The sequence below is a fragment of the Paenibacillus sp. FSL P4-0081 genome (assembly GCF_000758565.1).
GTDB classification, from domain to species: domain Bacteria; phylum Bacillota; class Bacilli; order Paenibacillales; family Paenibacillaceae; genus Paenibacillus_AQ; species Paenibacillus_AQ phytohabitans.
This window is the reverse complement of the sequence record NZ_CP009280.1, coordinates 5,113,108-5,138,148: the sequence shown is the minus strand read 5'-3', so window position 1 is coordinate 5,138,148 and position 25,041 is coordinate 5,113,108. Positions and strand designations below refer to the sequence as shown.

Sequence of the window (25,041 nt, the reverse complement as noted above, 5' to 3'; positions counted from 1 at the left end):
CTTATAAGGAGTGAGTCATGGGAGCTATTCATAAGGAAGTGATGCTTCACGGTCTGGAGCGTCATCAGATGATCATTGACGGAATCATTCAGGAGCTTGACTTAGAAGCCTATGCGTTTGATATCCGCCTGATTCTGATCGAAGCGGTAACCAATGCTTATTACCACGGGAACCTCAGCGATTGCAGCAAACCGATTACCATCCGTTATCTGCTGATGGATCAGCTGCTTAAGCTGCAGATAGAGGATTCGGGGGCCGGGGACAGCGGATTGGTGTTCCCGGAGGCTATCGGGAGCGATGAGTTACTGGAAGAAGGGGGAAGGGGATTATACCTGATCCGCTGTTTCTCGGACAGTGCAGAGATGATACATAATACGATGTACATCAGCAAGAGTATCTGTCCCTCATAGAATTACAAAGGGGAGAATTCGGTGAAATTAAGTTTGAAAGTCAAAATGAGTATCCTGTTATTTCTGATTATCAGCGTACCGCTGGGCATATCCGGGGCTGTATCCTATCAGCTGGCTTCGGGAGCCTTGCAGAAGACGATTGAAGAGGAATTAAGGGGGACTACTAATTCTACAGCCAGAGCGGTGGATGCCGAGCTGGAAGCGGTAGGCAATGATCTGGGCATCGCCAGCAGGAACAGCACGCTGGCCGATTTCGCCGGGAATCCTTCTGCTGCATCCTTAAGAAACACAGCATTTAATTACATATCCGGTGTGCAGAAAGACAATGCCAAGCTATTGGAATCGCTGATCATCGCCGATACACACGGTAAGGCGCTGATTACCAGCAGCTCCGAATCGCCCGGGCTTGATGTGTCGGACCGTGCATACTTCCAGGAAGCGCTGCAAGGCAAAGACGCCGTCAGTGAAGTTATTCTGTCGCGGGAGACGAACCAATACATCGTAGCGATCGCGAGACCGCTGCGGGTAAATGATCAGATTACAGGCGTGTTAATCGGTACCGCCTTGTTTGAGAATATCACTTCCCCGGTAACCGGGGTGAAGATTGGAGAGCACGGATACGGATATATGATTGACCGCACCGGCCTGATCGTCTCGCATCCTGAGCAGGACAAGGTGCTGAAGGAGAATCTGGACGGCAACAGCAATGCTGAACTGAATGAGCTAGTCCGGCTGATGAAGGCCGGAGAAACCGCACACGGCTTCTACACCTATGAAGGCGTGCGTAAATATGTTTCCTTTCAGCCCGCAGGCAATTGGGTAGTAGCTACAACGGCCAATGTAGAGGATTATATGGCTCCGGCGGACGAAATCCGTAATACTACGATAATCATTATTCTGGGCTTTATCGTCGTTGCCATGCTGGCCGCATATTTCTTTACCACCCGCAATATTGTGAATCCGATCAAGAAGCTGGAGAGAGCCATGGGCCGGGCTGGTGACGGGGATCTGACCGTTCATACCTCAATCCGCTCCGGAGATGAGCTGCAGACGCTGAGTGAATCATTCAACACCATGATTGACAAGCAGGAGGCCATTATCGAGAAGGTAAGAGCAGGCTCGGTATCCTTAACCTCCATGTCCGAGGAAATGGCAGCCTCTTCAGAGGAGATCAGCGCATCGATTCAAGAGATCAGCTCCAGTACCCAGGAGATTGCTTCCGGAGCCGAGAACAACAACCAGTCGGTAATCAATGCTTCCCAGGTGCTTGTGCAGCTATCCAGTCTGGTGCAGCTGGCGCAGAGTAAAGCGTCGGCTACCTCCGGTAATGCCGATAACACGAATCAGGCAGCGCAGGAAGGCAGAGCCAGAGTTATCAGTACAGTACAGGCGATGGATACGATTCACAGCAGCACCAAAGAGACGGAAGAGCTATTGCTGACGGTCAGCGGGTTGTCAGAGAAGGTATCCACAATGATCGGAACAATTAACAAGATCGCCCAGCAGACCAATCTGCTGGCCCTGAATGCTGCCATCGAAGCAGCGCGTGCCGGTGAGCATGGCCGCGGCTTCAGTGTAGTGGCCGGTGAAGTACGGAAGCTGTCGGATGAGACGCATACCCAGGCCGGCGAGATTACAGGTCTGGTCAGTGAGATGGTCACGCGGATTACCCAGGCTGTAGATTCCATGAGAGGCGCTGCAGAGGCGGTAGAGAGCGGCGTAAGCATTGTGAATGAGACGGACCGCGCGTTCGTGCATATCATTCAATCTGTTGAGAGGATTACAGAGAATGTGCAGGAGATTCTGGATATTACCAGAGATGAAGTAGCAACCTCCGATCAGATTATTAAGCTGATTGATTCCATGGGCACGATCTCGGAGCTTGCGGCAGCGAATACAGAGAATGTATCCAGTGCAACGGAGGAGCAGGCGGCAACGGTCAATAATTTCGCGGCTTCCGCGCAAGAGATCAGTGCTATGGCTAATGAACTGGAGATTCTTGTTGAGAAATTTATAATCAGGGGTGAGTAGCTTGAGCGAGATTATTATTGAGATGCCGGAGCTGTTCTCGGTTGAGGAAGCCGGACATTTCAGAGAAGAAGTACGGAATTATATTCTTGGCGGCCATTCAAGCTTCCTGCTTGATTTCGGGACCTGCCGTTTCATTGACAGCACCGGACTTGGCGTGATTGTCAGCTCCTACAAGAAATGTGTAGAGACAGGCGGTACCATTAGGCTGACGGGGATGAATGACAATGTCCGGAAGATTTTTGAGCTAACCCGGCTGACTCATGTGTTTGAGATTATATAGACTTGCTGACTTGAACAAAGGCAGGGCCGTCCTTCGGAGGACAGTCCTGCCTTTGCCTTTGCTGCGGATGAAACGGATCACTTAATGCGGCATTATGAGGTTAATCGGTAATATTCCGGGTGTAATACTCGATGATATCCTTGCGGCGGATGATGCCGAGGAAGATCCCGCTTCCGTCCACCACAGGAACGAAATTCTGGTCTGCGGCCAATGTCAGCATATCCTCCATCTGTGCGTGAATCTCTACACTCTCGTTATGCACATGACGCTGAATGGTGCCCACAGTCACCCCGGTCATATTCTCAAAGCTAAGACCCTCGGTGTTCTTCAGTTTCCATAGCAGATCGCCCTCCGACAAGGTCCCAACATATTTGCCTTCTTCGTCAATAATCGGAATGGCCGAGTAATAATGATTCTCCAGCTGCTCCAGCGCTTCCCGCATTGAGATCGAGGAAGTGATAAACGCCACCTGATCTTTGGGCAGCAAAAAAGAGGATATTTCCATAGGTTAGTCTCCTTTACAGTAGGATGTGTACATAAACGTTAGTTCAATTAAAACACATAACATGATGTAAGCGCATTAACAATTGGGTTACAACTTCGTAAGGGAGAGGGCTAAGAGCAAATAATAAAAGGATATGCCGCCCTCCCAAGGGGAAGATTCAACATATCCTTACCGGTTTTGTTGTATATAAAAGATATGTTAATGCTGTACTTGTTAGCCGTTCTGACCGTTATCGTGGCTGAGCTGCCAGTAGATGCCGAATTTGTCCTTCAGGCTGCCGTAACATTTGCTCCAGAACGTCTCCTGCAGCTCCATGCTGACCGTGCCGCCTTCCTTGAGCTTATGGAACCAGTCTTTGATCTTATCTTCATCCGTATCCATCAGCGTCAGGTTAATATTATTGCCTTCCACAAAAGGCATTCCGGGAAATACATCCGAGAACATTACCGTGCTGCCGGCAATTCTCAGATTGGCATGCATCACCAGGTGCTTGGCCTCTTCCGGCAGAGGGTGGGAAGGATCGGGAGGAGCTTCGCCGAAAGTCATAATATGCGGAGGTTCGGTCCCGAATACTTCAGCATAATATTCAACAGCTTCCCGGGTATTTCCGTTGAAATTCAAGTAAATATCAATTGCCACATGCGTCACTCCTCTAGTGTTAAATTAAGGCAGGCACGGTTCTGTCATATTGTATCATGTGCCTGTCTATTTACAAATATACTTGGCAGACTCTAAGATAGGGAAACAAGTGGAGACAAGAATTACAGGAGGACTATGCTGTGAAAATATATGGCTGTGATTTCAGCGGAGCGAAGAATCCGGAGGGCAAAATTTACGTGACTGAAGGGAACCTGGAGGCGGGGGGATTAACGGTAGAGCGGGTGTTCAGCTGTGAGGACAGGCTGGATCTGGCGTATTATATCCGCTCAAGCCAGGCCCCCTGGGGCCTCGACTTTCCATTTTCCATACCGGACTATTACTTGCAGGAACAATATCATTCGTCATGGATCAGCTTCCTGGAGGGAGCCTATGACGATACCCGGGAGTCTTTCAGGCAGCGGTTTGGCGTCATTCACAGCGGCAGGAACAGCCGGGATATGCGGGTGACTGACATTGCGCTGCAGGCCAAAAGCCCGGTCTCTTCGACACCGATTGCCATGCACGGAATGCTGTATGGCGGACGGAAGCTGCTGTATAATCTGCGGGAGGCCGTATCTGTGTACCCCTTCGATGAAGTACGGGATCTTGCTTCGCGGCTGTATGAGGTATACCCGAGTCATGGCTGGAAGACCCTGCAGCTGAAAAGCAGTGATCCGGCAGCGCCCGCGGAGATCGGCCTCCGCTTCAAAGCGCTGGTGGATGAAACATTCTCGATAACGGTCACGGCGCAGGCTGCGCTTGGAACACTGGATGCGGCAGGGAAGGCCAATCCGCATGCCAGAGATTCTATGATGGCCTGCATACCGCTCGCGTATTGTATCTACAAATACAATCTGGAGAAACACTGGCCTGTCCGGCCGCCATTCGCCACGGAAGGGGAATGGGCGAGCAGGGAGCGGGAGGGACTAGCAGTCAGACTCTTTTAAATCAAAATCAAACTCCGGATAGAATCCCATCCACCCATGCATAACAACGCTCCAGCTGCTCTGTTGTGATGAGATCTGAGCGGTGCTCGAACATGATTTTCACCCCGCTGTTCTCCTCACGGATGATGCGGAGATAGTCTTCAATGGGTGCCAGCCGTCTGCGGGACTCAGTTCCGGCAGTGCCGGGTAATGGCTGTGCCGGACAGTGTCCTTGACCTGAACACTCGACAGATGGATTAGTGCTGCGTATTTGGTGTATCTTCTCAGGAGCGTCCCGGCATCGAAATTGGGGTCAAACCTATCCTGCTGATACAGCCGGGCTGTATCCAGACACAGCTTAATATCAGGATACCTCACTAATAGACGTTCCAGAAAATCCTGATTATAGACATAGCTGTTCAGTCCGTCGAATTCCAAAATAGGCTGGAAATGATACTCTCGTCCTTTCCGGCTGAGCCAGTCGAACAGATACTCACTGTGCCGGATCAGCTCTTCCAGAGAGGTTTCACTCTCATAGATGTACTCCCGGCGGTCACTGAATCGCCATTGCTGCCAGTCCACGCGGTCATCCAGAATGACCGGCTTCGGATAATGAAACAATACATATCCGGGACGCAGGGTGACCATATAATCCAGCTCTTCTTGGATGTGCCGGAACGCTTCCGCACGCTCATACTCATCCGGCGAGAGGAACGAGGCGTCCCGCAGCCGCGCAGGATCGGCGCGAAGCGGGAAATGGACACCGGTGTGAAACTGGTGTTGCTGCGCTGCCGCAATCAGGTTCCGGCAATCTTCCTCTGCCTTAAAGGAGCAGGCCTCGATGCCATAGAATCCGGCTTTGAAATCCTTGCGGAATTTGCTGTAATCGAATCCTCCGTATTGACCAATCATAAATTGCTGCAAATGATTCACCCCGTATGTCTTCGTGATTATTAACCTTCACCTAGCGAAATATCCGGACTTCCGGGCGGCTGCTGAGGCCGCAGGAACTCCTAGATTCATTGACTTTCTGAGGCAGAGATCAGGAGGTTATTTATAGAATCCTGCACATAATACAACATTTTCCTCATCCTATCGGCCGAAATTCAAAATTGTTGTATAAAATGCAGGATTTCACCGTCTCCAAGCGGCTTAGCAGGATTATTCTTGTATTTCATACAACAATCTTCCCGAACACCCGGCTATCAGTGATTCAAAGTTGTAAAACGTACAACATTGTTGTCTACAGTGAGGTTTATTTAGAATGTATAATTCGCCATAATACAGTTTTTACCTGCAAAAGAGTTATACTTGCGGATGCAAATTGCCGGCCGCTCTACCAGCAGCTTACTTATTGGAGATGGACAGCAGATAGGCAGATACCTATACTGGAGGAAAGTGCCAGGGACAGCAGAGGAGAATGATTGTGATGAGCAAGCGTATTGCCGATCAGCGGCTGATGCATCAGCGGATTCAGCAGCCTCCATCCCTTCAGCCCGGAGAAGTGGTGCGTGCGTTCGGTGCGATGCAGGCTCAGGATTATATGCAGGCCGTCTGGGCTATAGGGCTGCGAACACCATCAGCAGGATTAATAGAGGTTGAGCAGGCCATCGCGGACAGGAAGCTGCTGCTGACCTGGACGCTGCGCGGGACGCTTCACTTCGTGCCGCCGGAGAATGCGAAGTGGATGCTTCAGCTCTGTGCCCCGCGCATTCTGCGTCAGGCGGCAGCCAGACTGACCCAGCTTGAACTTGACGACAAGATCCTGGAGCGCTGCCGGAAGATCATCTATAATGCACTGAAGGGCGGACGCCAGCTCCCGCGTCCCGAGCTGCTGAAGCTGCTGGAGGATCAGGGCATCAGCATCTCCGGCCAGCGCGGCTATCACATTCTATGGCATAGTGCGTATAACGGTCTGATCTGCTTTGGTCCGCGTAGCGGCAAGCAGCAGACATTCGTCCTGCTGGATGAATGGGTGGAATACTCGCGTGAGCTTTCTTTTGAGGAGTCATTGAATGAACTGGCCTCGCTGTATTTCACAGCGCATGGGCCTGCAACTGTGCAGGACTTTGCCTGGTGGGCAGGGCTGACGTTAACGGATGCAAGAGCAGGTCTTGAGGCAGTGCGGAGCAGTCTGCAACCGGAAGTGATTGACGGCAGTGAATACTGGAGGCCTGATCCTGCGGCAGTAACGGCAGCAGAGCCTGCCGGTGTTCATCTGCTGGCCGGGTTCGATGAATATATTCTCGGCTATAAAGACCGGAGTGCCGTGCTGGAGCCGGAGTCGTTCCCGCTGATCGTGCCGGGCAATAACGGCATCTTCCTGGCGACGGTGGTAGCTGACGGGCGGGTAGCCGGAACCTGGAAGCGGACGATTAAGAAAAAAGGTGTCGAGCTGTTCATAACCCCTTTCGCCCCCTTGGATCACAAGGGAATAGAAGGAGTACAGCAGGCCGCTGAGCGTTATGCGCTGTTCCTGGGTCTGCCTTTAACCAAACTTGAATATCTCAAATGACCCGATTAACTGCATTAGATCCATCTACTACAACTATAACCGGACTAAGGAAGTGTTGATTATGGAAGACTACACCCCATTATTGGAGCAGATACTTAAGCAGGAACAGGAGCTGCAGTTCAGCGCGTTCAGCAATCAGACAGCCATCCAGGTGGGCAGCGCAATTCTGGCCAGAGCGCAGAGCATGGACAAGCAGATTACGGTGGATATCCGGAAGAACGGAACCGTGCTGTTTCACGCCAAAATGGATGAGAACGGCCCCGGCAATGACCGCTGGATCGCCCGCAAAATCAATGTAGTGAACCATTTCGGACACAGCTCCTATTATATGAATGTGCTGTATAAATCATGGAATACCACAATTCAGGAGAATGCTTTTGTCGACCCGATGGAATACGCCGCCGAAGGCGGGTGCTTCCCGCTTCTGATCCGGGATGCCGGAGCGGCCGGAACCATATCCGTGTCCGGGCTTTCCGGTGAGGAGGATCATGAGATGATCGTTGCCGTGCTGGAGCAGATCATTAAGCCGCAAGCCAGCTAACCCGCACAACAATTTTGAATTATTGCTTAGATCATGACGGAAATGGTGTATGATGGGCAGTTTCCGCAGGAAGAAGCGGACTGTCTTTTCTATTTCTTAATTACTGGGCGAATTTCCCAGCAACCAGTCAGATTAAAGGAGACTTGCCGTATGACAGCTATAGCAATCAGACAGTTGATGCCCGGTGAGGAGAAGCTGATCACTCCCTTAATCCGCGAGGCGTTTGATATACATATTTCCGTTAACTATTCGGCGCAGGGGGTTATTGAATTCTACAGGTATATTGAACTTGCCGCCATCCGGAAGCGCATGCAGCAGGATCACGAGATATTCATCACCACCTCCGATCAGGGAGTTACAGGAATTATAGAACTGCGCAACAACAATCACATCTCGCTGCTGTTCGTGAAGAATGTGTACAAAGGAACCGGGATCGGCCGAATCCTGCTGCAGCATGCGGTTGACAAGATGAAGGCAGACGGGGTCCGGCAAATTACCGTGAATTCATCCCCGAATTCAATTGGTTTCTATGCTTCCCAAGGCTTTGTGCCGGTTGGGGAAGAGGAAGAGGAGCGCGGGATACGTTCGCTAAGCATGAAGCTCGATCTGGAGGGGTAATTGTATAGAAACCTCACACGGGATGCTCCATACGTCATGGAAGTGGACGTTGGGGCATCTTTTTGTGTGCCGTCAGCAGGAATAATCTGGAGGGTTATCGAATAGTAGCGAATATCAACAAATTTCGACTTTTCAACTACATACATAAGCGGGGTATTGCACAATGAAAACATGGAAAAAAACATTGTTTCTGATCGTTACTTTTGGATTGATCTTCTTGCTTCCGTTATTCGGGAGTCTGGCGAAATGGCACGGATTGCCCCCCGGCTACGGCGACTTTCCTGCCCAAAAGGTGGAAGCTGACCCCGGATTCAGTCTGCTTTATTTCTCCCTGGCCTGTGTTGTTGCGCTGATCATTACGCTGGTTTTTGTATTCCCCCGGCTGTTTGGCTTCAAGAAAACCCCGGAGGCCCCACGGCAGAAGGGAGCAGCTACACCTTTTCCAGTCTGGTTCTGGTGGAGTCTGCCGGTCCTCGCGGTCAGCTGGTTTCTGATGTGGGCACGGCTTAAGCTGCATGTTTCCTTGGAGTATTACACGTTTGTTCCGCTTTGGTGGTCATTCATTCTGATTCTGGACGGACTGGTGTATAAAAGAAATAACGGGGCCTCGATTATCTCGCGCAAGCCCAAGGTAATGCAGCTGCTGGCTGTGGTCTCCTGCTTCAGCTGGTTTGCCTTCGAATATCTCAATTTCTTCGTACTCGAGAACTGGTATTATCCCAATAATGAAGTGTTCTCCAATTTCGGCAATGTGTTCTGGTTCTCCTTATCCTATACGACTGTTCTTCCGGCCATCTTCGAATGGTATCTGCTCCTGAAGACCTTCCGCTTTTTCCGTACCCGGTATAATAACGGCCCTAAACTGAAGGTATCCGGAGTCTTCCTGATCATTTATTATATCCTCGGACTGATCCTGGCATTTGGGATGGGTTATTATCCATACCTGCTGTTCTGGGTGCTATGGGTCGCGCTTGTTCCCATGCTGTCTGCAGCAATGGCGCTTGCCGACTATTGGACGCCTTTTACACCGATTAAGAACGGGGACTGGTCCAAGGTCATGCTGGTTGGTCTGGCTACCGTATTCAACGGCTTCTTCTGGGAGTTCTGGAACTTTGGCAGTGAGTGGTTCCATGACGATGCCCCTACCAATCCGAATTATTGGAAATATTCCGTGCCTTATCTGGACAAGTTTCATATTTTCTCCGAGATGCCGCTTCTCGGATACTTCGGTTATTTATTCTTTGGGCTGAATTGCTGGATTATTTGGCTGATTGCCGCGTACGTGTTTAAATTCGACGCCGATATCGAAGTCACGGGAGAACAGAGCTAAAGGTGGAGTAGGAATGATTGTTAACGACAACTATCAGATACTGGAAACCATTTCAGATAATAGTATAAAAGCGGTTTACAGATGCAGCGAAGCTACAACCGGAGCAACAGTCATTCTAAAAGTATTAAAATCGGAATTTACCGGAGCCGAGGCGGTCATGCGCTTCAAGCAGGAATATAAGCTGCTTACAGAGCTTAGCCACACCGTACAGGGGGTCATCCGGCCTCTTAAGCTGGAAGAGCGGAACGGCTTGTATGTCATGGTGCTGGAGGATATCCACGGGCGTTCGCTCAAGAAGGTTCTGGCGGAGGAGAAGCCCGGGCAGGAGGCGCTGCTGAAGCTCGCCGTCAAGGTTGTGGATATACTGGCTTCCATTCATGAGCAGAATGTGATCCATAAGGATATCAAGCCGTCCAATATTATCTGGAACCGGGAACAGGATATTGTGCAGGTGATTGATTTCGATCTTGCGGTGAAGCTGTCCAAGGAGAAACGGGAATTCCAGAACAGCGGAGTGCTTGAAGGCAGCCTGCTGTACATCTCTCCTGAACAGACGGGACGGATGAACCGCAATATTGATTACCGGAGCGATTATTATTCGCTGGGCGTCGTACTCTATGAGATGATGACCGGCATTAAGCCCTTTAATTCACAGGAAATGCTTGAGCAGATCTATTCCATAATTGCCAAAGAGGCTATTCCTCCCTATAAGGCAAGCGGGGGCCATGTATCCAGCGGCTTGTCGGCTATAATTATGAAGCTTATGGAGAAGTCCTCGGAAGACCGGTACCGCAGCGCTCACGGAATCAAGGCGGATTTGAAGAAATGTCTGGCCGGGCATGAGGATTTCGTGATAGGTACGGAGGACCTCTTGAATACCTTCCGCATTCCGCAAAAAATTGTAGGCAGGCAGCAGGAGCTGTCCCGCCTGGGGGATGCTTTCCGCAGCAGCCTCAAAACAAGCTCGCAGCTGATGCTGGTATCCGGCGATGCCGGTGTCGGCAAAACGGCACTGGTCCATGAGCTCCATCAGACCATCAGCCAGGAGAAAGGGCTGTTCGCGGAAGGAAAATTCGACCAGTATAACAAGAACATTCCGTACAGCGCGCTTATCCAGGCCTTCCGGCGATTGATCAGCCAGCTGCTGGAGAGCCCGGATGAGGATTACAAGGGTTATATCGGCCGTTCGCTGAACAAAGCGCTGGGCGGAAACGGCAGTGTAATTACCGGGTTAATCCCTGAGCTTGCCGCCTGGATCGGCGTTCAGCCGGAGGTTGAGCCCCTGAATCCAGCCGAGGAGACGAACCGCTTCTTCCTGACCTTTGCCAAGTTCGTGGAAGGGATCACCCATAATGACAAACCGCTCGTCCTGTTCCTGGACGATGTCCAGTGGGCGGATTACTCCAGCCTGCAGCTGGTGGAGAAGCTGGTGCTGGATAACCATCTGCAGAGGCTGTTTGTAATCTGTTCCTACCGGCAGAATGAAATTCACGAAGGGCATCCCCTGTTTGCCTCCATCGCCAGAATAGAGAAGAGCCGTGAGGTTTCACGCATCCACCTGAAGCCTCTGAACGAGGAGGATGTGCAGAGTCTTATCGCTGACACATTGTACAGCAGTAAGGAGAGAGTGCAGAAGCTTACCGGACTGATCTTCAAGCGGTCCAAAGGCAATTCCTTTTTCCTGACGGAAATTCTGAAGGATCTGCATAAACGCGGATTTTTTGTTTTTGATAAGCTGAGCGGGGAATGGAACTGGGATCTGGAGCGGATTGAGGCGCTGCCGGTCAATGAGAATGTCGTTGATTTCCTTGTGGGTCAGCTGCAGAATCTGCCTGCGGATGTCCGCAGGATCTTAATGTTAAGCTCGGCCGTCGGCAATGTATTCGATTACGGCATGCTTACCCTGATCGGTGAAGAACCGCCGGAGGTAATTGCAGCTGCCATCAGCCGGGCCGTACACGAGGAGTATATTCTTCCTGCGGACCACCGCTATGCCATATTCTCCGGGACGCTGAGTGAGGCAGGGACGGCACCGCTGCAGACGGAAATCCGGCTGAAATTTGCCCATGACCGGATTCAGCAGGCCTTCTACCAGATGCTTGACGCTGAGCGGGGGAAAAGGCTGCATCTTAGCATCGGACGTCTTCTGCTGAAGAATTATGGCAACGGGGATGCCGAGGACAAGATCGTAGATATTGCAGCACACATGAACAAAGGCCTGGAATTTATCAGCGAGCGCTCTGAGGTTGAGGATGTGATTGCTCTTAATCTTCGTGCAGCGCAGAAAGCCAAGGCAGGCTACGGGTATGATTCGGCATTCATCCTGCTGGAAGCGGCAATTACGCTGCTGCCGGAGAATTCTTGGCTGGCGGACAGGGAGCAGACTGCGGAGATCTACAGATTGTATGCGGAATGCGGTTATCTCACCCACCATGTAGAACAGGCGGATCAGGCCTGCAGCCTTTTACAGATACATACTACAGACAGAATAACACTCGCGGAAATTTACGAAATGCAGGCCAATCATTATATGTATCTGGGTATGATGCCGGAATCGATCGCTTCAGGCAGACAAGGGTTACAAGCGCTGGGAATCCGGATTCCCGCCAAGGTAGGAATGGCCTCCGTACTGAAGGAGCTGCTGGTGATCAAGGCTGCGCTGCGGGGAAGAACACCAGAAGGGATTTTTACATCGCCGGAAATGAAAGATCCGGAGATGAAGCTGGTCATGCGGCTGCTGATTAATTTTATCCCGCCATCTTTTATTTCAGGTGAGACTTCGCTGTTTGGTCTTGTTGTCCTCAAAAAGGTCGGCCTGACCCTGAAATACGGCAACTCCCCCGAGTCGGCGCTTGCTTTTATCGGATACGCCATGCTATTATCCGGCTTCGGAGATACCAGAGGGGCCTTTGAATTCGGGCGGCTCGGGATCAGGATTAATGACAAGTTCAATGATTTGCAGTGGAAAGGTGCGGCACATGTATTGTATACGCTGTTCAGCCATTCCTGGACCGAGCCCTGGGATACGCTGCAGGACTGGTTCGGCACCTCGATTGAAGCCAGTCTGCGGACAGGGGATCTGCTCTATCTCGCCCATTCCGCATTCTATGTGAATCTCTGGAACCCGTCGATGGACATCGCGACTACGCTTCAGGAGAGTACGCGTACAATTTCTATGATCGAGAATACGAAATATAAGGAATCACTTGCCACAGCACAGCTGGCCCGCCAGTATTTCCGCAGTCTCGCAGGCGAGCTGCCGGACCGGACTTCCTTCAACAGTGAGTCATTTAGTGAAGAGGCCTATTTGAGCCAGCTGGAAGAAGCGAGGTATTATTCGGGAATTGCCATCTATTATATATATAAAATGAAGCTGCTGTTCACATATGAGAAGCATCATGAAGCGCTGGAGTATATCGATAAAGCCTACCCGATCATCGGAACGCTGGCCGGTTCTGCTTTTATGGAGGAGTTCGCCCTGTATACTTTCCTGAATCTGGCTTACGCCTATAAGGATTTAAGTGTGAACGGCAAACGCAAAGCCAAATCCAGAATGCGCAAAGAGTACGGGCGAGTCCGTAAATGGGCCAGGAATGCGCCGGGAACCTTCCGCCAGCATGAATATCTGATGAAGGCCGAATGGGCCAGAATCAGCGGGAACGATAATCAGGCAAGCCGCTATTATGATTTGGCGATTGAGACCAGTGAGCAAGGAAGCTTTGTACGCTATAAAGCGCTCAGCAATGAGCTGGCAGCCCGGTTCTATTATCATAAGGAGTTCAATGAGTTCGCCGCTTATTTGCTCAGACAATCCGTATACTATTATTCGGTCTGGGGCGCCAAGGAGAAGATCAGGTTCATTAACGAGCGTTACTCTTCCATTGTCAAAAAAATTAATACGAAGGAATTCCTCCATGGCCAGACGGTTACGGACTACACCGAGAGCATTGATCTGAATTCAATGATTCTCGCTTCCCAGGCAATCTCCAAGGAGATTGAGCTGAACAATCTGCTGGAAGCGCTCATGGAGATTGTCATCAAGAATGCCGGTGCCCAGCGGGGCTGCATTCTGATGACCTCCCAGGCGAATCTTCTGGTGGAGGGTGAATATAAAGCCGATGCTAATAGAATCTCAGTGGCTGTTCATGAATCGTCAAGGCTGGATAACCTGCCGGTCTCGATTATTAGACAGGTGGAGGAGAGCCGGGAGAGCCTGATTTACAATGATGCTTTTTCGGAGACACCGTTTGTGAACGATCCGTATATTGTGAAGCACCAGCCGAAATCCATGGTATGTATGCCGCTGATCAACCAGAATAAGACGATTGCGATTATCTATCTGGAGAATAACCTGGTTACCGGCGTGTTCACCAAGGAACGGATGAAGATCATTAATCTGTTATCCAGAGAAATGGTATTCTCGCTGGAAAATGCCAGCCTCTATACAGAGCTGGAGCGGTCGGAAGAGAAATACCGTGAACTGGTGAACAATCTGCAGGACGGGGTATTCATTACTCAGGACAAGCGGTGTAAATATGTCAACGAAGCCCTGGCGCAGATGCTGGGGTATGAGATGGATGAGATGCTGGATCAGCCCTTCGAGAACTTCCTCAGCCCCTCCGAGAAGGAGAAAGTATCGCACTATTATGCAAGAAGGGTTGAAGGCAAGCAGGTGCCTGATGAATATGAGACCCGGCTAGTTCACAAGGACAAGACCCGTGAAGTCATCGTGATCCACAAGGTCATCCGGATCATGTATATGGACAAACCGGCCATTCAGGGGACCGTGAAGGATATTACCGAGCGCAAGAAGGCGGAAGAGGAGCTGCGGCGGCATAAGGAGCATCTGGAGGAGCTCGTGGCGGAACGGACCAAGGAATTGGAGTTCAACAACGAGGAATTGAACAAATATATCGGACTGATCGAGCAAATCTCAATTACCGACGAGCTGACCGGGCTGTATAACCGCAGATACTTCAATAAGCTGTTCCTGGACGAGGTAGAGAAGGCAGCTGCAGACAAACGGCATTTGACCTACCTGATGCTCGACATAGACTATTTCAAAAAATACAATGATACCTACGGCCATTACGAGGGCGATACCGTACTGCGGAGAGTCGGCCAGCTGCTGAATGAGCTGGCTGAACGGGCGGACGGTGTTGCGTTCCGTCTGGGCGGAGAAGAGTTCGGCATTGTGGTGGCCGGGTTCACCCCTCAGCAGTCGCGGGAATATGCCGAAGCGATCAGAAGAAGCATCGCGGAGCTGCGGATTCTGCATGAGCTTAGCCCGGAATACGGAAGAATTACCGTATCCATCGGCGTAGCGGCCGTTCTTGTCGACGGACTCCGCGAGGAGGATATCTACAAGCTGGGCGATGATGCGCTCTATCAATCCAAAGCGGAAGGCCGCAACTGCGTCACGCTGTTCGAGCGGTAATGCAATGAAGTGTGGGCTGACCTGGTAGGCTATGATATGGCTGCCTGGGTCAGCCTTTGTTGTGTTCGGATTGAGGGTTTCGGCATGGTTTCTTGTTTTATCTAAAGTGGGAAATGATATTATTCATCTGTGATGGATAAGATACATTGAAATTTGGAGCAGATCTGTCCAAAGGATGAATATGATTTAATAATCCAATTCTTACAAGGAACATGTTTTAGACGCGAAAGGCTTGATGTCACTCGGTGACCGGTATGTCCAAAAACTGAATTGGGGCGCTCTACATTCTTTAAAAAGCGGTTCTGAGCCGCTTGCCCAGTGTGCGATCTGATTCGTACGTCTTGCTTGGGGGCTTAAGAGAACGATAGGGTAGATGAGCCAAATGTATGCGAAAAACCGAATACAATGTGCCAATGATAGGGACGATGAGCCAAATGTATGCGAAAAACCGAATACAATGTGCAAGTGATAGGGTAGACGAGCTAAATGTATGCGATAAACTGAATAGAATGTGCAAGTGATAGAGTAGACGAGCTAAATGAGGCAATGCCCCCGTTTGATTCACCTGTCAGAGTGATTATGCTGCTGGGCCATAGAAGCCGCTGTGTCAAAAGATTCCTCCCCGGCATAAAGTATCTGGGCGATTGCCCAGCTGAATTACAGGTTCACAAAACTTGAGCTTATGCAGCTTCCGGCGATCCGGAACGGGTTCTTCAATGCACATATGAGCAAAGGGTTTATTGTACAGCCGCATTGGCACACGAACGTCACGGAGATGGTGTTCGTCATCAGCGGCGAGCTGATTACCTCCTTGTTCGATCCGTTTACCCAGAAGCTGATGACCTATCATCTGAAGCCCGGACAGGTCTCCATCTTACCCAAAGGCTGGTTTGGCTAATTTCCCCGGAATATGCAGATACTTCTGTTATCTCAAACCGGGAGGCAGGATTATGGAGGAAGAAAAACAAGGTAGTCAGGTGAAGCGTGAGAAGGTGGAGAAGCTGGCGAGGCTGGATAAGCTGCAGAAGCTGGAGAAGCCGCGGAAGTCCGGGAACCCGGGCAAAAAAGGATTATCAGTATGGCAGCTGACGATGCTTGCACTGGGGACCGTGGTCGGCGGCTCTTTCTTCCTGGGGTCTTCCGTGGCGATCCGGGCGGCTGGCCCGTCTGTGCTGCTGGCTTATGTAATCGGAGGGGTTCTGGTCTATCTCATCCTCTCCGCGCTGTCGGAAATGACGGTGGCGAATCCGGCACCCGGCTCATTCCGCACGTACACCGAGCAGGCGTTCGGCCGGGGGGCGGGATTCACGGTCGGCTGGGTATACTGGACAGGCCTTGTACTCGCGATGTCCAGTGAAGCGACGGCAGTATCCATCCTGCTGAGGGGCTGGTTTCCTGCGCTTCCGCTGGCGCTGGCGGGCTCGGGGATCATTGTTCTGGTAACACTGCTCAATCTGCTCGGAGCAGAACGGCTGGGCAAGCTGGAGAGCGGACTGGCTGCCTTCAAGCTGCTGGCCATTGTTGCATTCATCGTGATCGCGGTGGCTATAGTAGCCGGATTTGGAACCAGGGGCGAAGGCGCGGCTGGTATTCAAGTTGTGCGAGGCCAGAGCCTGTTCCCCGGGGGAATTGCCGGTATTGCGGGCAGCATGCTCATGGTGATGTTTACCTATGCGGGATTTGAAGTGCTGGGACTGGCAGCCTCGGAGACAGTCAATCCCGGAGTCACCATCCCCAGAGCGATCCGGCGGACGATCCTGCTGCTGGTCAGCCTCTATCTGGCTGCCATGATCGCATTGTTTCTGCTGCTGCCCCAGGCTCTGGTCTTTGAACAGATCAGTCCGTTTGTGTCTGCCCTCAGCCTGTATGGCCTCGGCTGGACCGGGACGGTGATGAATATCGTCCTGGTGTCCGCTATTTTGTCAACGATGCTGGCCTCCGTATTCGGCCTGGGCCGGATGCTCCGCTCATTGGCGGAAGAAGGGCATACTCCGGCCTGGATGCGGGACCGTGCAGATATCCCGTACCGGGGCATCCTCATTTCCGGCGGTGCAATGCTGGCCGGGCTTGGACTGGGTATGCTTTTGCCGCAGGGAGTCTACCTATTTCTGGTCAGCTCCGGCGGCTTCGCGCTGCTGTTCTCCTACTTCATCATCATGGCCAGCCACTACCGGCTGCGCCGGCGCCACGGAGGACCCTTCAAGGGCCAGCGCGGGTTACGCGGCTATCCGTACAGCTCATGGATTGCAATGGGAAGTCTGGTCACCATACTCGCCAGCATGCCGCTGATTCCGGGACAAGGGGGAGGTCTGGCCGCGGGAATTATGTTTGTTCTGGTCTTCTCAGGCATTTATGCGGTGGGGGCACTGCGTAAGGGGAGAGAATCCGGGCGCAGGCGGCAGCCCTCCCTGCAGGTTAAGGTGCCTGGAGGCAGAGCGCAGATGGAGGCTGCGGAGGAATGGACGGATCGTCATCAGGGACGGTTGGAGGAACGTCATAACCGCCCGGATCAGAGCGGCAGGCATTCGGGCCAGGGCGGGACAAAAGGCGGCGGCAAGCGGAAGAAGCGGAAGCGGAAGTAGCGGTGGAGGTACGGAGCTCAGAACGGCTGCGCTCCTTTTGGTTATGCAGGAAATTATGATATTCGTCTGCTGTGGATATAACGTGCATAATGCCCCGGATACTTTTCTTTGGAAATTGGAGCAGATCCGTTTCCTACTGAAGGAAGAACTTGTCCTTGTATCAGGGGTCCCACTGCATCCTCCAGAAGTCGGCAGCATGGTGAATTCAAAGGGATAAATCCCTCTAATTCCGCCGAAAGTGGGCTGTATGCGGAAATCAAAGGGATAAATCCCACTAATTCCGCCGAAAGTAGGCTGTATCCGGAAATCAAAGGGATAAATCCCTCTAATTCCGCCGAAAGTAGGCTGTATCCGGAAATCAAAGGGATAAATCCCTCTAATTCCGCCGAAAGTGGGCTGTATGCGGAAATCAAAGGGATAAATCCCACTAATTCCGCCGAAAGTAGGCTGTATGCGGAAATCAAAGGGATAAATCCCTCTAATTCCGCCGAAAGTGGGCAGTATGCGGAAATCAAAGGGATAAATCCCTCTAATTCCGCTGAAAGTGAGCGGTACGCGGAAATCAAAGGGATAAATCCCTCTAATTCCGCCAAAAATGCCGCCAAATGCCGTCAAAAGGAGGAAATGAAGAGCAAAATTAGTGCACTTGATTTCACCGGGACTGCCTGGGGCCGGAAAGAATATGCTGCCTGCCGGACGGAGGACAATCATCCGAAGGTGTTTAGCGGAACCGTGCTTCTCACTCTCCGCCAGCGGGAGTCAGCAACGATACTCCGTTGTTCATCAATGGCACTAATCTGCCGGCCAGCGCAGCAGCGGATTCATGACGGCCCTCGTTATTCCAGCGATAGGTCACCCCGTAGATTGACCAGCTGAGCAGGGTTGCAGCCGTTTGCAGTGTGCGGCTATCCGCTGTGCTGTCTACTCCGGACAGCAGTCTTTGCAGCAGCTGTTCCAGCTGCAGCTTAATATTCTCTTCAATAATCAGCGCCAGGGAATCATATTTCTTCAGGCAGTGATGGCTGGATTCGTGATAATCGCAAAGAGCGGCAACCAGTGTATAGAGCGTTTCCTCGGTCAAGGCTGCCTGGTCATCGATTTTGCGGAGAACAAGCTCCGTGAAGGCATCTGATAAGAACGATTCAAGCAGTGCGTATTTATCAGGGAAATGAGCATAGAATGTGGCCCGGTTAATCGTGGCTTTTCGCGTGATATCCTGTACGGTAATTGCATTGAAGTCCATGGTATTTAACTGCTCGGCAAATGAGTCCAGAATTAACTGGCGTGTCCGGATGACGCGCGGGTCGTTCGGGTTCGGTGAAAGTATACTGGGCATTCTCTATCCATGCTCCCTTCAGTAACTAATGCTTTATCTATTATAAACATCTGCGGCTGCGCCAACCAAGGTATCCCTGGATAACCAACAATATATTTTTCATTTCGCTTAAGCAACAGATGGTGCGGATTGTTGGTTGAATGGGGCAGGTGGCATTGCTAATATTGCATTCGTACCCCTTAACTGCGGGTGCCAAAATAATATTGGAGGTGCGGTTCATGAGTCATCCGCAGAACAATAATCATTCCATCCAAGCCTTGTTTCAGCCTTATACGATCCATCAACTGACCTTGCCGACACGAATTGTCATGTCGCCGATGGCCCGTGCCTTCTCGCCTGAGGGTGTGCCGGGACCCGACGTAGCCGCTTATTACCGCCGCCGTGCCGAGAACGGTGTCGGTCTTGTGATAACCGAAGGAGCCCTAATTGACCATCCTTCAGCAACCAGTGAGTCCAGATTGCCTAGGCTTTATGGGGAAGCAGCATTGAACGGCTGGGCGGAAGTGGTCAGACAGGTGCATGAAGCAGGGGGCAAAATTTTCCCGCAAATCGTGCATATGGGCATGATCCGGCCGAATGGTTCCCAGCCTAACCCGGAAGCCCTGTCCATCGGTCCGTCCGGACTGGATCTGGAGGGGAACAAGGCAGGCGAGCCGATGTCAGAGGACGAAATAGCGGATGTAATTCATGCTTACGCGGCTGCAGCGCTTCATGCCAAAGAAGCCGGGTTCGATGGCATAGAGCTTCACGGAGCCCATGGCTTTCTGATCGATCAGTTCTTGTGGGCGAAGACCAATCAGCGGACAGACCGTTACGGCGGCGATCTGGTGAAGCGCGCCCGGTTTGCTGCTCAGATAGTCGAAGCTGTACGTGCTGCGGTAGGTCCGGATTATCCGGTAGCCATGCGTCTGTCCCAATGGAAAATGGGCGATTACGCTGCCAGACTGGCGGACACACCGGAACAGCTGAAGGACCTGCTGGGCGTTCTGGTGGACGCCGGGGTAGATATCTTCCACTGCTCAGTACGCCGTTTCTGGGAGCCCGAATTTGCCGGCTCGGATCTAAGCTTTGCCGGCTGGGTGAAGAAGCTGACAGGCAAGACGACCATTACGGTCGGGGCGGTTGGCATGGACAGTGATCCCGCCGAAGGGGAAGGACAGGCTCATCCCGGACTGGACGGACTTGTGGAGCGGCTTAGCAACAATGAGTTTGATCTGGTGGCCGTGGGCCGGGCGCTGCTCGGAGATCCAGCCTGGGCGGTCAAAATCCGTGAGGGACGGCTGAGTGAGCTTCAGGCATTTACCCCTGAATCGGTGGCCTCGCTCTCCTGACGATAGCTTGTCTAAACGAAAAGCAGGCCAAAGGTACCCGCCCTTGGCCTGCTTTTTGTATCTACTGCTGCTATAGAGGCGTTATTCCGTGCTTACTTCGCTTCTTCAAGCTTTTTGGTAAGGTCCTTGTACTGTTCCAGCAGCCCGCCCAATGCGTGCTTGACCGCTGCGGCATCTTTGGATTCTACGGCTTCAGCCAGTGCAGCCTGTGCCTTGAAGAATCCGTTATCTTCTGTCATTGGGAGCAGAGCCGGGGCTGCAGCAGCTGTTATGGAGCCAGAGCCTGTGAGTTCGGCGGACGAGAGGCTGTCAGGTGCTGCAAACACGGCGAAATCTGCAGTGGATGAAGCCGTTGTTCCTGTAGCGAAGGCACTGAGGGTTCCGTCTGTTACGACAAGCTGAAGATCGGCTGACGGCGCTGAAACGGCAAGGGAAGGTGTTGCTGCTGCTGTCAAGGCTACAGGTGTGGCCAGTTGCACGGCTGGAGCGGTAACTTCTCCTGTTGCATCCAGGGTAAGCACCTGTACATTAAGGCGGATGGCCTTATTGTATCTGCTGAGCGTGTCGGTCCAGTCCTGAACGGTTTCCGGCGCGTAGCGTTCTGCAAGGTCCAGCAAGTCTGGAATACGTGCAGTAATCAGGATACTTCCCTGCAACGGGGCTGAGGCTGCACTTAAGGTAACGGCGGCGTTCCCGGCCTGTGGCGGCGTGCGGTCTGCATCGGCGAACACCGGGGTTGCGATGGAGGACAGCAGCAGGGTGGAGAGGGCCATTCTTCTCAAGATTAAACGGTTCATGAACTAACACTCCTTATGGGTGAGGTTTGTCTTACAGCTCCCAATATAGCGTTCTACTGTGGCAGGAAATTGGTGGCTTTGTGGAAAAACAATGGCAGGGCCCTACCGCCTCCGGCAGCTTGTTATAATGGAGCAGACAAAACTGTGGAGGGCTACGATGAACAATCAAACGGTCATTGCCGTTGTGGACGATGATGAGAATATACGCAAGCTGGTCGAGGCTTATTTACATAAGGAGAATTTCCGCACGATTGGCCTGGGAAGTGCCGAAGAAGCCTGGGCCCTGTGGACAAGCGATCCTCCCGGCATGTGGGTGCTCGATATCATGCTTCCGGGGATGGACGGGTATGAACTATGCAGGCGCATCCGTGATGAAGCAGAGGTGCCGATCATTATGATCTCTGCCAAAGATAATGAAGTCGATAAAATACTGGGTATTGAGCTGGGCAGCGACGATTATCTGGTCAAGCCGTTCAGTCCCCGTGAGCTGGTGGCCCGGATCAAACGGCAGCTGGAAAGGTGGGAACGGCTCCAGCAGCCTCAGCCCGCAGCTGCGTTGCCTTCCCCTTCAGGCATAGAGCTGGGCGGACTGCTGCTGCTTCCGGAAGAAAGGAGGTCCTTCTGGCACGGATCAGAGGTGGAGCTGACGAGTAAGGAGTTCCTGATGCTGAAGGTGTTTGCCGGACATCCGAACCGGGCATTTACGCGGGAAGAGCTACTGGGTTATGTCTGGGGGGATGATTATTTCGGCAGTGACCGCGCAGTGGACCATCTGATCAAACGCATCCGCAAAAAAATAGACGGCTTGCCGCTGGAATCGGTCTGGGGACACGGCTACCGGATGAGAGAAGGGCAGGAATGATGAATATGCGGATGAAGCTAAACGGGCAGATGAAGAAGCTGAAGCTGGTGCATCAGATCAACTTCGCCTTCGGATTGTCTCTGCTGCTTGTCCTGTCCATCACGGGAGTGATGATACATTTCGTACTGATGGATCATTTCATCGGTAAGGAACAGGAGGGATTGCGGACGCTAGGCGCAACACTGACCGCCAGCATGCAGCAGCTGCCCGCCGCAGCAATAAGTGCAGTCCCAATTGAAGAAAATAAGTTGTTTCCGGTTCAATATGCTACGCTTTCCAGCGGAGTACAGGCCATTGTGACGGATCAGCAGGGGAAGGTGGTGTCGGGCACCCTCCCGGCGATACCCGGACAGGCACAGGCAGTTACCGGCATAGCTGCAGTAGAGACAGGCAGCCTGCAGAGCTTATGGGACGGCAACGACCCGCGTTATCTGGTGCAGGTAAATGCGCTTCCCCAAGGCAAGCTCACCCTGCTGACCCCTGTCAGCAGAATCAAAGCGATTGAGCAGGCACTGCTCAAACGTCTGATTCTTGTCTTTGCCGCCGGTGCAGCCGTGATGTTCCTGTTCAGCCTGTTTATCACAAGGAAGCTGATTGATCCGCTGATCAGCCTGCGCGAGGAACTCAAAAAAGTGAAAAACCGCCGGTTTGCCGACGTGAATCTGATCCGGGCGGGTGGGGAGATCGGTTCTGTGGCCCGGACCGTATACGAAATGGCCGGAGAATTGCACAGGTTCAACCGGGTACAGAAGCAATTCTTCCAGAATGCCTCGCATGAGCTGAAATCACCGCTGATGTCGATATCCGGTTATGCGGAGGGCATCAGGGACGGGATATTTGAAGGTGAGGATGTCCGTAGAGGGCTGGATATTATCCTGGGCGAGAGTGGACGCCTGCGGGACCTGGTGGGCGAAATGACGCTACTGGCCAAGCTGGACAGCGAAGAGGATATATTCCGGGCGGTAGAATGCGATCTGGAAGAGCTGCTCTCAGAGGCGGTAGAACGGATCAATCCGCAGCTGGCTGCAAGAAAGCTGTCGCTCAAGACTGTAATCTCCGGAGACCGCGGGCTGATGCTGAGGGCTGACCGTGATAAGCTGCTGCAGGCACTGCTGAACGTATTATCCAATGCTGCGCGTTATGCAGACAGGAAGATTGATGTCCATGGCTATGTAAGCAAGGGGTTGATCACATTAACAGTTTCGGATGACGGCCCCGGCATTCCGCAGGAGCTGCTGCCCAGTCTGTTTCACAGGTTCGTCAAAGGGAAAAATGGTGATTCCGGGCTGGGTCTGGCCATCTCGCGCGCCATCGTGGAGCGCTGCGGCGGTAAGATTACCGCCCGGAACTGCCCGGAAGGCGGGGCCGTCCTCACGTTTGAATTTCCATCCGCAGCCGGGTAATAGCTGCCGGCAGACAAAAAAGTGGCGTTTTATAAGTAGAGTCTATAAATAGATTCTATAAGTAGAGTCAGAGCATATCTCTTGTTATTGGAAGATCGCCGCTTTGCGCTTTTAGTCATTTGCAGCTTGTTTTAATACTCGCCTTAGTCTACTGATTTTCTAAGCTGGAGAGCAAAGCGATTGGAACAACGGTCCGTTCACGCAGCGTCCTCTCAAGTGCATACATTGTTCTTACTCAAAAAAAGGGGGTGTCCCGGAAGCCACTATAAGGCTTACGGGACACCCCCTTAGAGTGATGTCTAATGTTTTAATATTCGTTGAACATTGCAGCGATTTCGTCGTAGCCGGTCGTTTGAGTCAGCGCCAGGGAGAGCAGAATCCGTGCTTTTTGCGGCACCAGACTGTTGCAGGGAATGGAATTGGCGGACAGGTCAATGTAGGAGTCCTTGAGCGTAATTCCGCTTGAGATCCGCGAGCAGCGGACCACAGGGATGTTATTGTTCTTAAGCTCGCCGACTTTATCTATCCACGGCTTGCTGTAGATGCCTCCGCCTGCTCCGGCAATCACAATGCCCTTGGAGATCGTGGCGAGATAATCCAGGATGCCGGGATCGGCGTCGACATGGAAGTAGGCTACGGATACTTCCGGCAGTCCGGTCATGGCCGATACATCGAATTGTGAAGCAGTCGTATGTCTTTTGAGCGTCCGGGTATAGAAAAAGGCATGACTGTCGCGCATGTAGCCCAGGCAGCCGAAATCACGCTCATCGAAGGCATTAGCCTTGAAGGTGTTCACCTTCTGCACATCCCGTCCGCTGTAGATGCCCTCGGCGAAGACAACCATCACGCCCTGTCCGGATGCATCCGGATTGGCTGCCAGTGCAACGGACTGATACAGATTGAGCGGACCGTCGGCACTGATTGCCGTTGCGGGGCGCATGGAGCCGGTAATGATCACCGGTTTGTCGGTCTTGATCACCAGGTTCAGGAAATAGGAGGTCTCATCCAGGGTGTCGGTGCCGTGGGTAATTACGAAGCCGTGCACATCCTCCCGGAGGGCGAGCGTGTTGATGTACGCAGCCAGTGTAAGCCAGTGTTCGCTGGTGATATCTGCACTGCAGAGATTGCTGACCTGAACGCCGGCACAATTGGCAAGCCGTTCCAGGTGGGGCACACTATCCAGCAGATCCTGCACGGGCAGGGCACCGGGTTCGTAGTTCAAGGTTTTATGCGCTTCGCCGCTGCCGGCAATGGTGCCGCCGGTAGCCAGAATAACTACATTTTTGAGGCTGGGATTATAAAATGGGGATGCTGTGAAGTTCACTTCAGGTGCTGGAATAATCATAGATCGTTTCCTTTCAGGTCGAATCAGAATGAAGGCTATGGAATTACATTGAATGTATTATAACATACGATTTCAGGGGACAATGATCTGTTTTTACTCCTGTTTTTCCCTGCAAATAATTAGTCAATAAGTGCATGCCATATTAAGGTATAA

The 25,041-nt window shown here is 52.0% G+C and carries 21 protein-coding genes; 14 read left to right on the top strand and 7 right to left on the bottom strand.

The features are described 5' to 3' along the window. Positions 1 to 17 precede the first annotated feature (17 nt). Genes P40081_RS22040 through P40081_RS22030 form a run of 3 tightly spaced genes read left to right on the top strand, consistent with a single transcriptional unit; the run spans position 18 to position 2,721 of the window. The gene (locus tag P40081_RS22040; RefSeq protein ID WP_042138462.1) at positions 18 to 410 is read left to right on the top strand and encodes an ATP-binding protein; all 393 of its coding nucleotides are present in this window, start codon (positions 18 to 20) and stop codon (positions 408 to 410) included. A 21-nt stretch (positions 411 to 431) separates the two neighbouring features. Then, positions 432 to 2,441 (top strand): methyl-accepting chemotaxis protein, encoded by a 2,010-nt coding sequence (locus P40081_RS22035; protein ID WP_042138460.1) that lies wholly within the window; start codon positions 432 to 434, stop codon positions 2,439 to 2,441. Between the two features lies 1 nt (position 2,442). Further along, entirely contained in the window at positions 2,443 to 2,721 is a 279-nt protein-coding gene (locus tag P40081_RS22030; RefSeq protein ID WP_197074256.1) for an STAS domain-containing protein, read from the top strand. A 100-nt stretch (positions 2,722 to 2,821) separates the two neighbouring features. On the opposite strand, the gene P40081_RS22025 is transcribed toward P40081_RS22030, so the two are convergent. Then, entirely contained in the window at positions 2,822 to 3,226 is a 405-nt protein-coding gene (locus P40081_RS22025) for a CBS domain-containing protein (protein ID WP_039293958.1), read from the bottom strand. Positions 3,227 to 3,439: 213 nt separating this feature from the next. After that, on the bottom strand, positions 3,440 to 3,865 hold the full coding sequence (locus tag P40081_RS22020) for a VOC family protein (protein ID WP_042138458.1): 426 nt from the start codon (positions 3,863 to 3,865) through the stop codon (positions 3,440 to 3,442). Positions 3,866 to 4,005: 140 nt separating this feature from the next. On the opposite strand from P40081_RS22020, the gene P40081_RS22015 reads away from it, so the two are divergent. After that, positions 4,006 to 4,812 (top strand): hypothetical protein, encoded by an 807-nt coding sequence (locus P40081_RS22015; protein WP_042138457.1) that lies wholly within the window; start codon positions 4,006 to 4,008, stop codon positions 4,810 to 4,812. A gap of 99 nt (positions 4,813 to 4,911) precedes the next feature. On the opposite strand, the gene P40081_RS22010 is transcribed toward P40081_RS22015, so the two are convergent. Next, the gene (locus tag P40081_RS22010; protein WP_331281676.1) at positions 4,912 to 5,715 is read right to left on the bottom strand and encodes a TIM barrel protein; all 804 of its coding nucleotides are present in this window, start codon (positions 5,713 to 5,715) and stop codon (positions 4,912 to 4,914) included. A gap of 505 nt (positions 5,716 to 6,220) precedes the next feature. Between P40081_RS22010 and P40081_RS22005 the strand changes: the two genes are divergently transcribed. The 7 genes from P40081_RS22005 (at position 6,221) to P40081_RS21975 (ending at position 17,814) form a co-directional block, all read left to right on the top strand. Continuing rightward, positions 6,221 to 7,306, top strand: coding sequence for a winged helix DNA-binding domain-containing protein (locus tag P40081_RS22005; RefSeq protein WP_231575169.1), 1,086 nt, complete (start codon positions 6,221 to 6,223; stop codon positions 7,304 to 7,306). A gap of 61 nt (positions 7,307 to 7,367) precedes the next feature. Then, a complete protein-coding gene (locus P40081_RS22000; RefSeq protein ID WP_042138453.1) occupies positions 7,368 to 7,847 on the top strand; it encodes a heme-degrading domain-containing protein in 480 nt (159 codons plus the stop codon). A gap of 150 nt (positions 7,848 to 7,997) precedes the next feature. Next, complete coding sequence (locus P40081_RS36550) at positions 7,998 to 8,465, top strand: GNAT family N-acetyltransferase (protein ID WP_052421936.1); 468 nt, start codon at positions 7,998 to 8,000, stop codon at positions 8,463 to 8,465. Positions 8,466 to 8,628: 163 nt separating this feature from the next. Continuing rightward, positions 8,629 to 9,795 carry an Asp23/Gls24 family envelope stress response protein gene (locus P40081_RS21990; protein ID WP_042138451.1) on the top strand — a complete coding sequence of 389 codons (1,167 nt, stop codon included), beginning with the start codon at positions 8,629 to 8,631 and terminating at the stop codon, positions 9,793 to 9,795. A 13-nt stretch (positions 9,796 to 9,808) separates the two neighbouring features. Then, a complete protein-coding gene (locus tag P40081_RS21985) occupies positions 9,809 to 15,232 on the top strand; it encodes a diguanylate cyclase (protein WP_042138449.1) in 5,424 nt (1,807 codons plus the stop codon). A gap of 682 nt (positions 15,233 to 15,914) precedes the next feature. Continuing rightward, entirely contained in the window at positions 15,915 to 16,130 is a 216-nt protein-coding gene (locus P40081_RS21980) for a cupin domain-containing protein (RefSeq protein ID WP_052421935.1), read from the top strand. A gap of 52 nt (positions 16,131 to 16,182) precedes the next feature. After that, positions 16,183 to 17,814 carry an amino acid permease gene (locus P40081_RS21975; RefSeq protein WP_081970059.1) on the top strand — a complete coding sequence of 544 codons (1,632 nt, stop codon included), beginning with the start codon at positions 16,183 to 16,185 and terminating at the stop codon, positions 17,812 to 17,814. Positions 17,815 to 17,867: 53 nt separating this feature from the next. Here P40081_RS21975 and P40081_RS38620 read toward each other — a convergent pair whose 3' ends face one another. Then, positions 17,868 to 18,407 (bottom strand): hypothetical protein, encoded by a 540-nt coding sequence (locus tag P40081_RS38620; protein WP_156118666.1) that lies wholly within the window; start codon positions 18,405 to 18,407, stop codon positions 17,868 to 17,870. A gap of 146 nt (positions 18,408 to 18,553) precedes the next feature. Continuing rightward, positions 18,554 to 19,150, bottom strand: a complete 597-nt coding sequence (locus tag P40081_RS21970) for a TetR/AcrR family transcriptional regulator (RefSeq protein WP_042138447.1) — start codon at positions 19,148 to 19,150, stop codon at positions 18,554 to 18,556. 218 nt (positions 19,151 to 19,368) lie between these two features. On the opposite strand from P40081_RS21970, the gene P40081_RS21965 reads away from it, so the two are divergent. Beyond that, on the top strand, positions 19,369 to 20,481 hold the full coding sequence (locus P40081_RS21965) for an NADH:flavin oxidoreductase (RefSeq protein WP_042138445.1): 1,113 nt from the start codon (positions 19,369 to 19,371) through the stop codon (positions 20,479 to 20,481). 92 nt (positions 20,482 to 20,573) lie between these two features. Here the strand turns inward: P40081_RS21965 and P40081_RS21960 are convergent, their stop codons facing one another. Continuing rightward, the gene (locus tag P40081_RS21960; RefSeq protein ID WP_042138444.1) at positions 20,574 to 21,278 is read right to left on the bottom strand and encodes a hypothetical protein; all 705 of its coding nucleotides are present in this window, start codon (positions 21,276 to 21,278) and stop codon (positions 20,574 to 20,576) included. 157 nt (positions 21,279 to 21,435) lie between these two features. On the opposite strand from P40081_RS21960, the gene P40081_RS21955 reads away from it, so the two are divergent. Beyond that, positions 21,436 to 22,140 (top strand): response regulator transcription factor, encoded by a 705-nt coding sequence (locus tag P40081_RS21955; protein ID WP_042138442.1) that lies wholly within the window; start codon positions 21,436 to 21,438, stop codon positions 22,138 to 22,140. Continuing rightward, positions 22,137 to 23,543 carry a sensor histidine kinase gene (locus P40081_RS21950; RefSeq protein ID WP_231575168.1) on the top strand — a complete coding sequence of 469 codons (1,407 nt, stop codon included), beginning with the start codon at positions 22,137 to 22,139 and terminating at the stop codon, positions 23,541 to 23,543. The genes P40081_RS21955 and P40081_RS21950 overlap by 4 nt, the downstream gene beginning before the upstream one ends. 307 nt (positions 23,544 to 23,850) lie before the next feature. Here P40081_RS21950 and P40081_RS21945 read toward each other — a convergent pair whose 3' ends face one another. Then, complete coding sequence (locus P40081_RS21945; RefSeq protein ID WP_042138440.1) at positions 23,851 to 24,888, bottom strand: asparaginase; 1,038 nt, start codon at positions 24,886 to 24,888, stop codon at positions 23,851 to 23,853. Positions 24,889 to 25,041 lie beyond the last annotated feature (153 nt).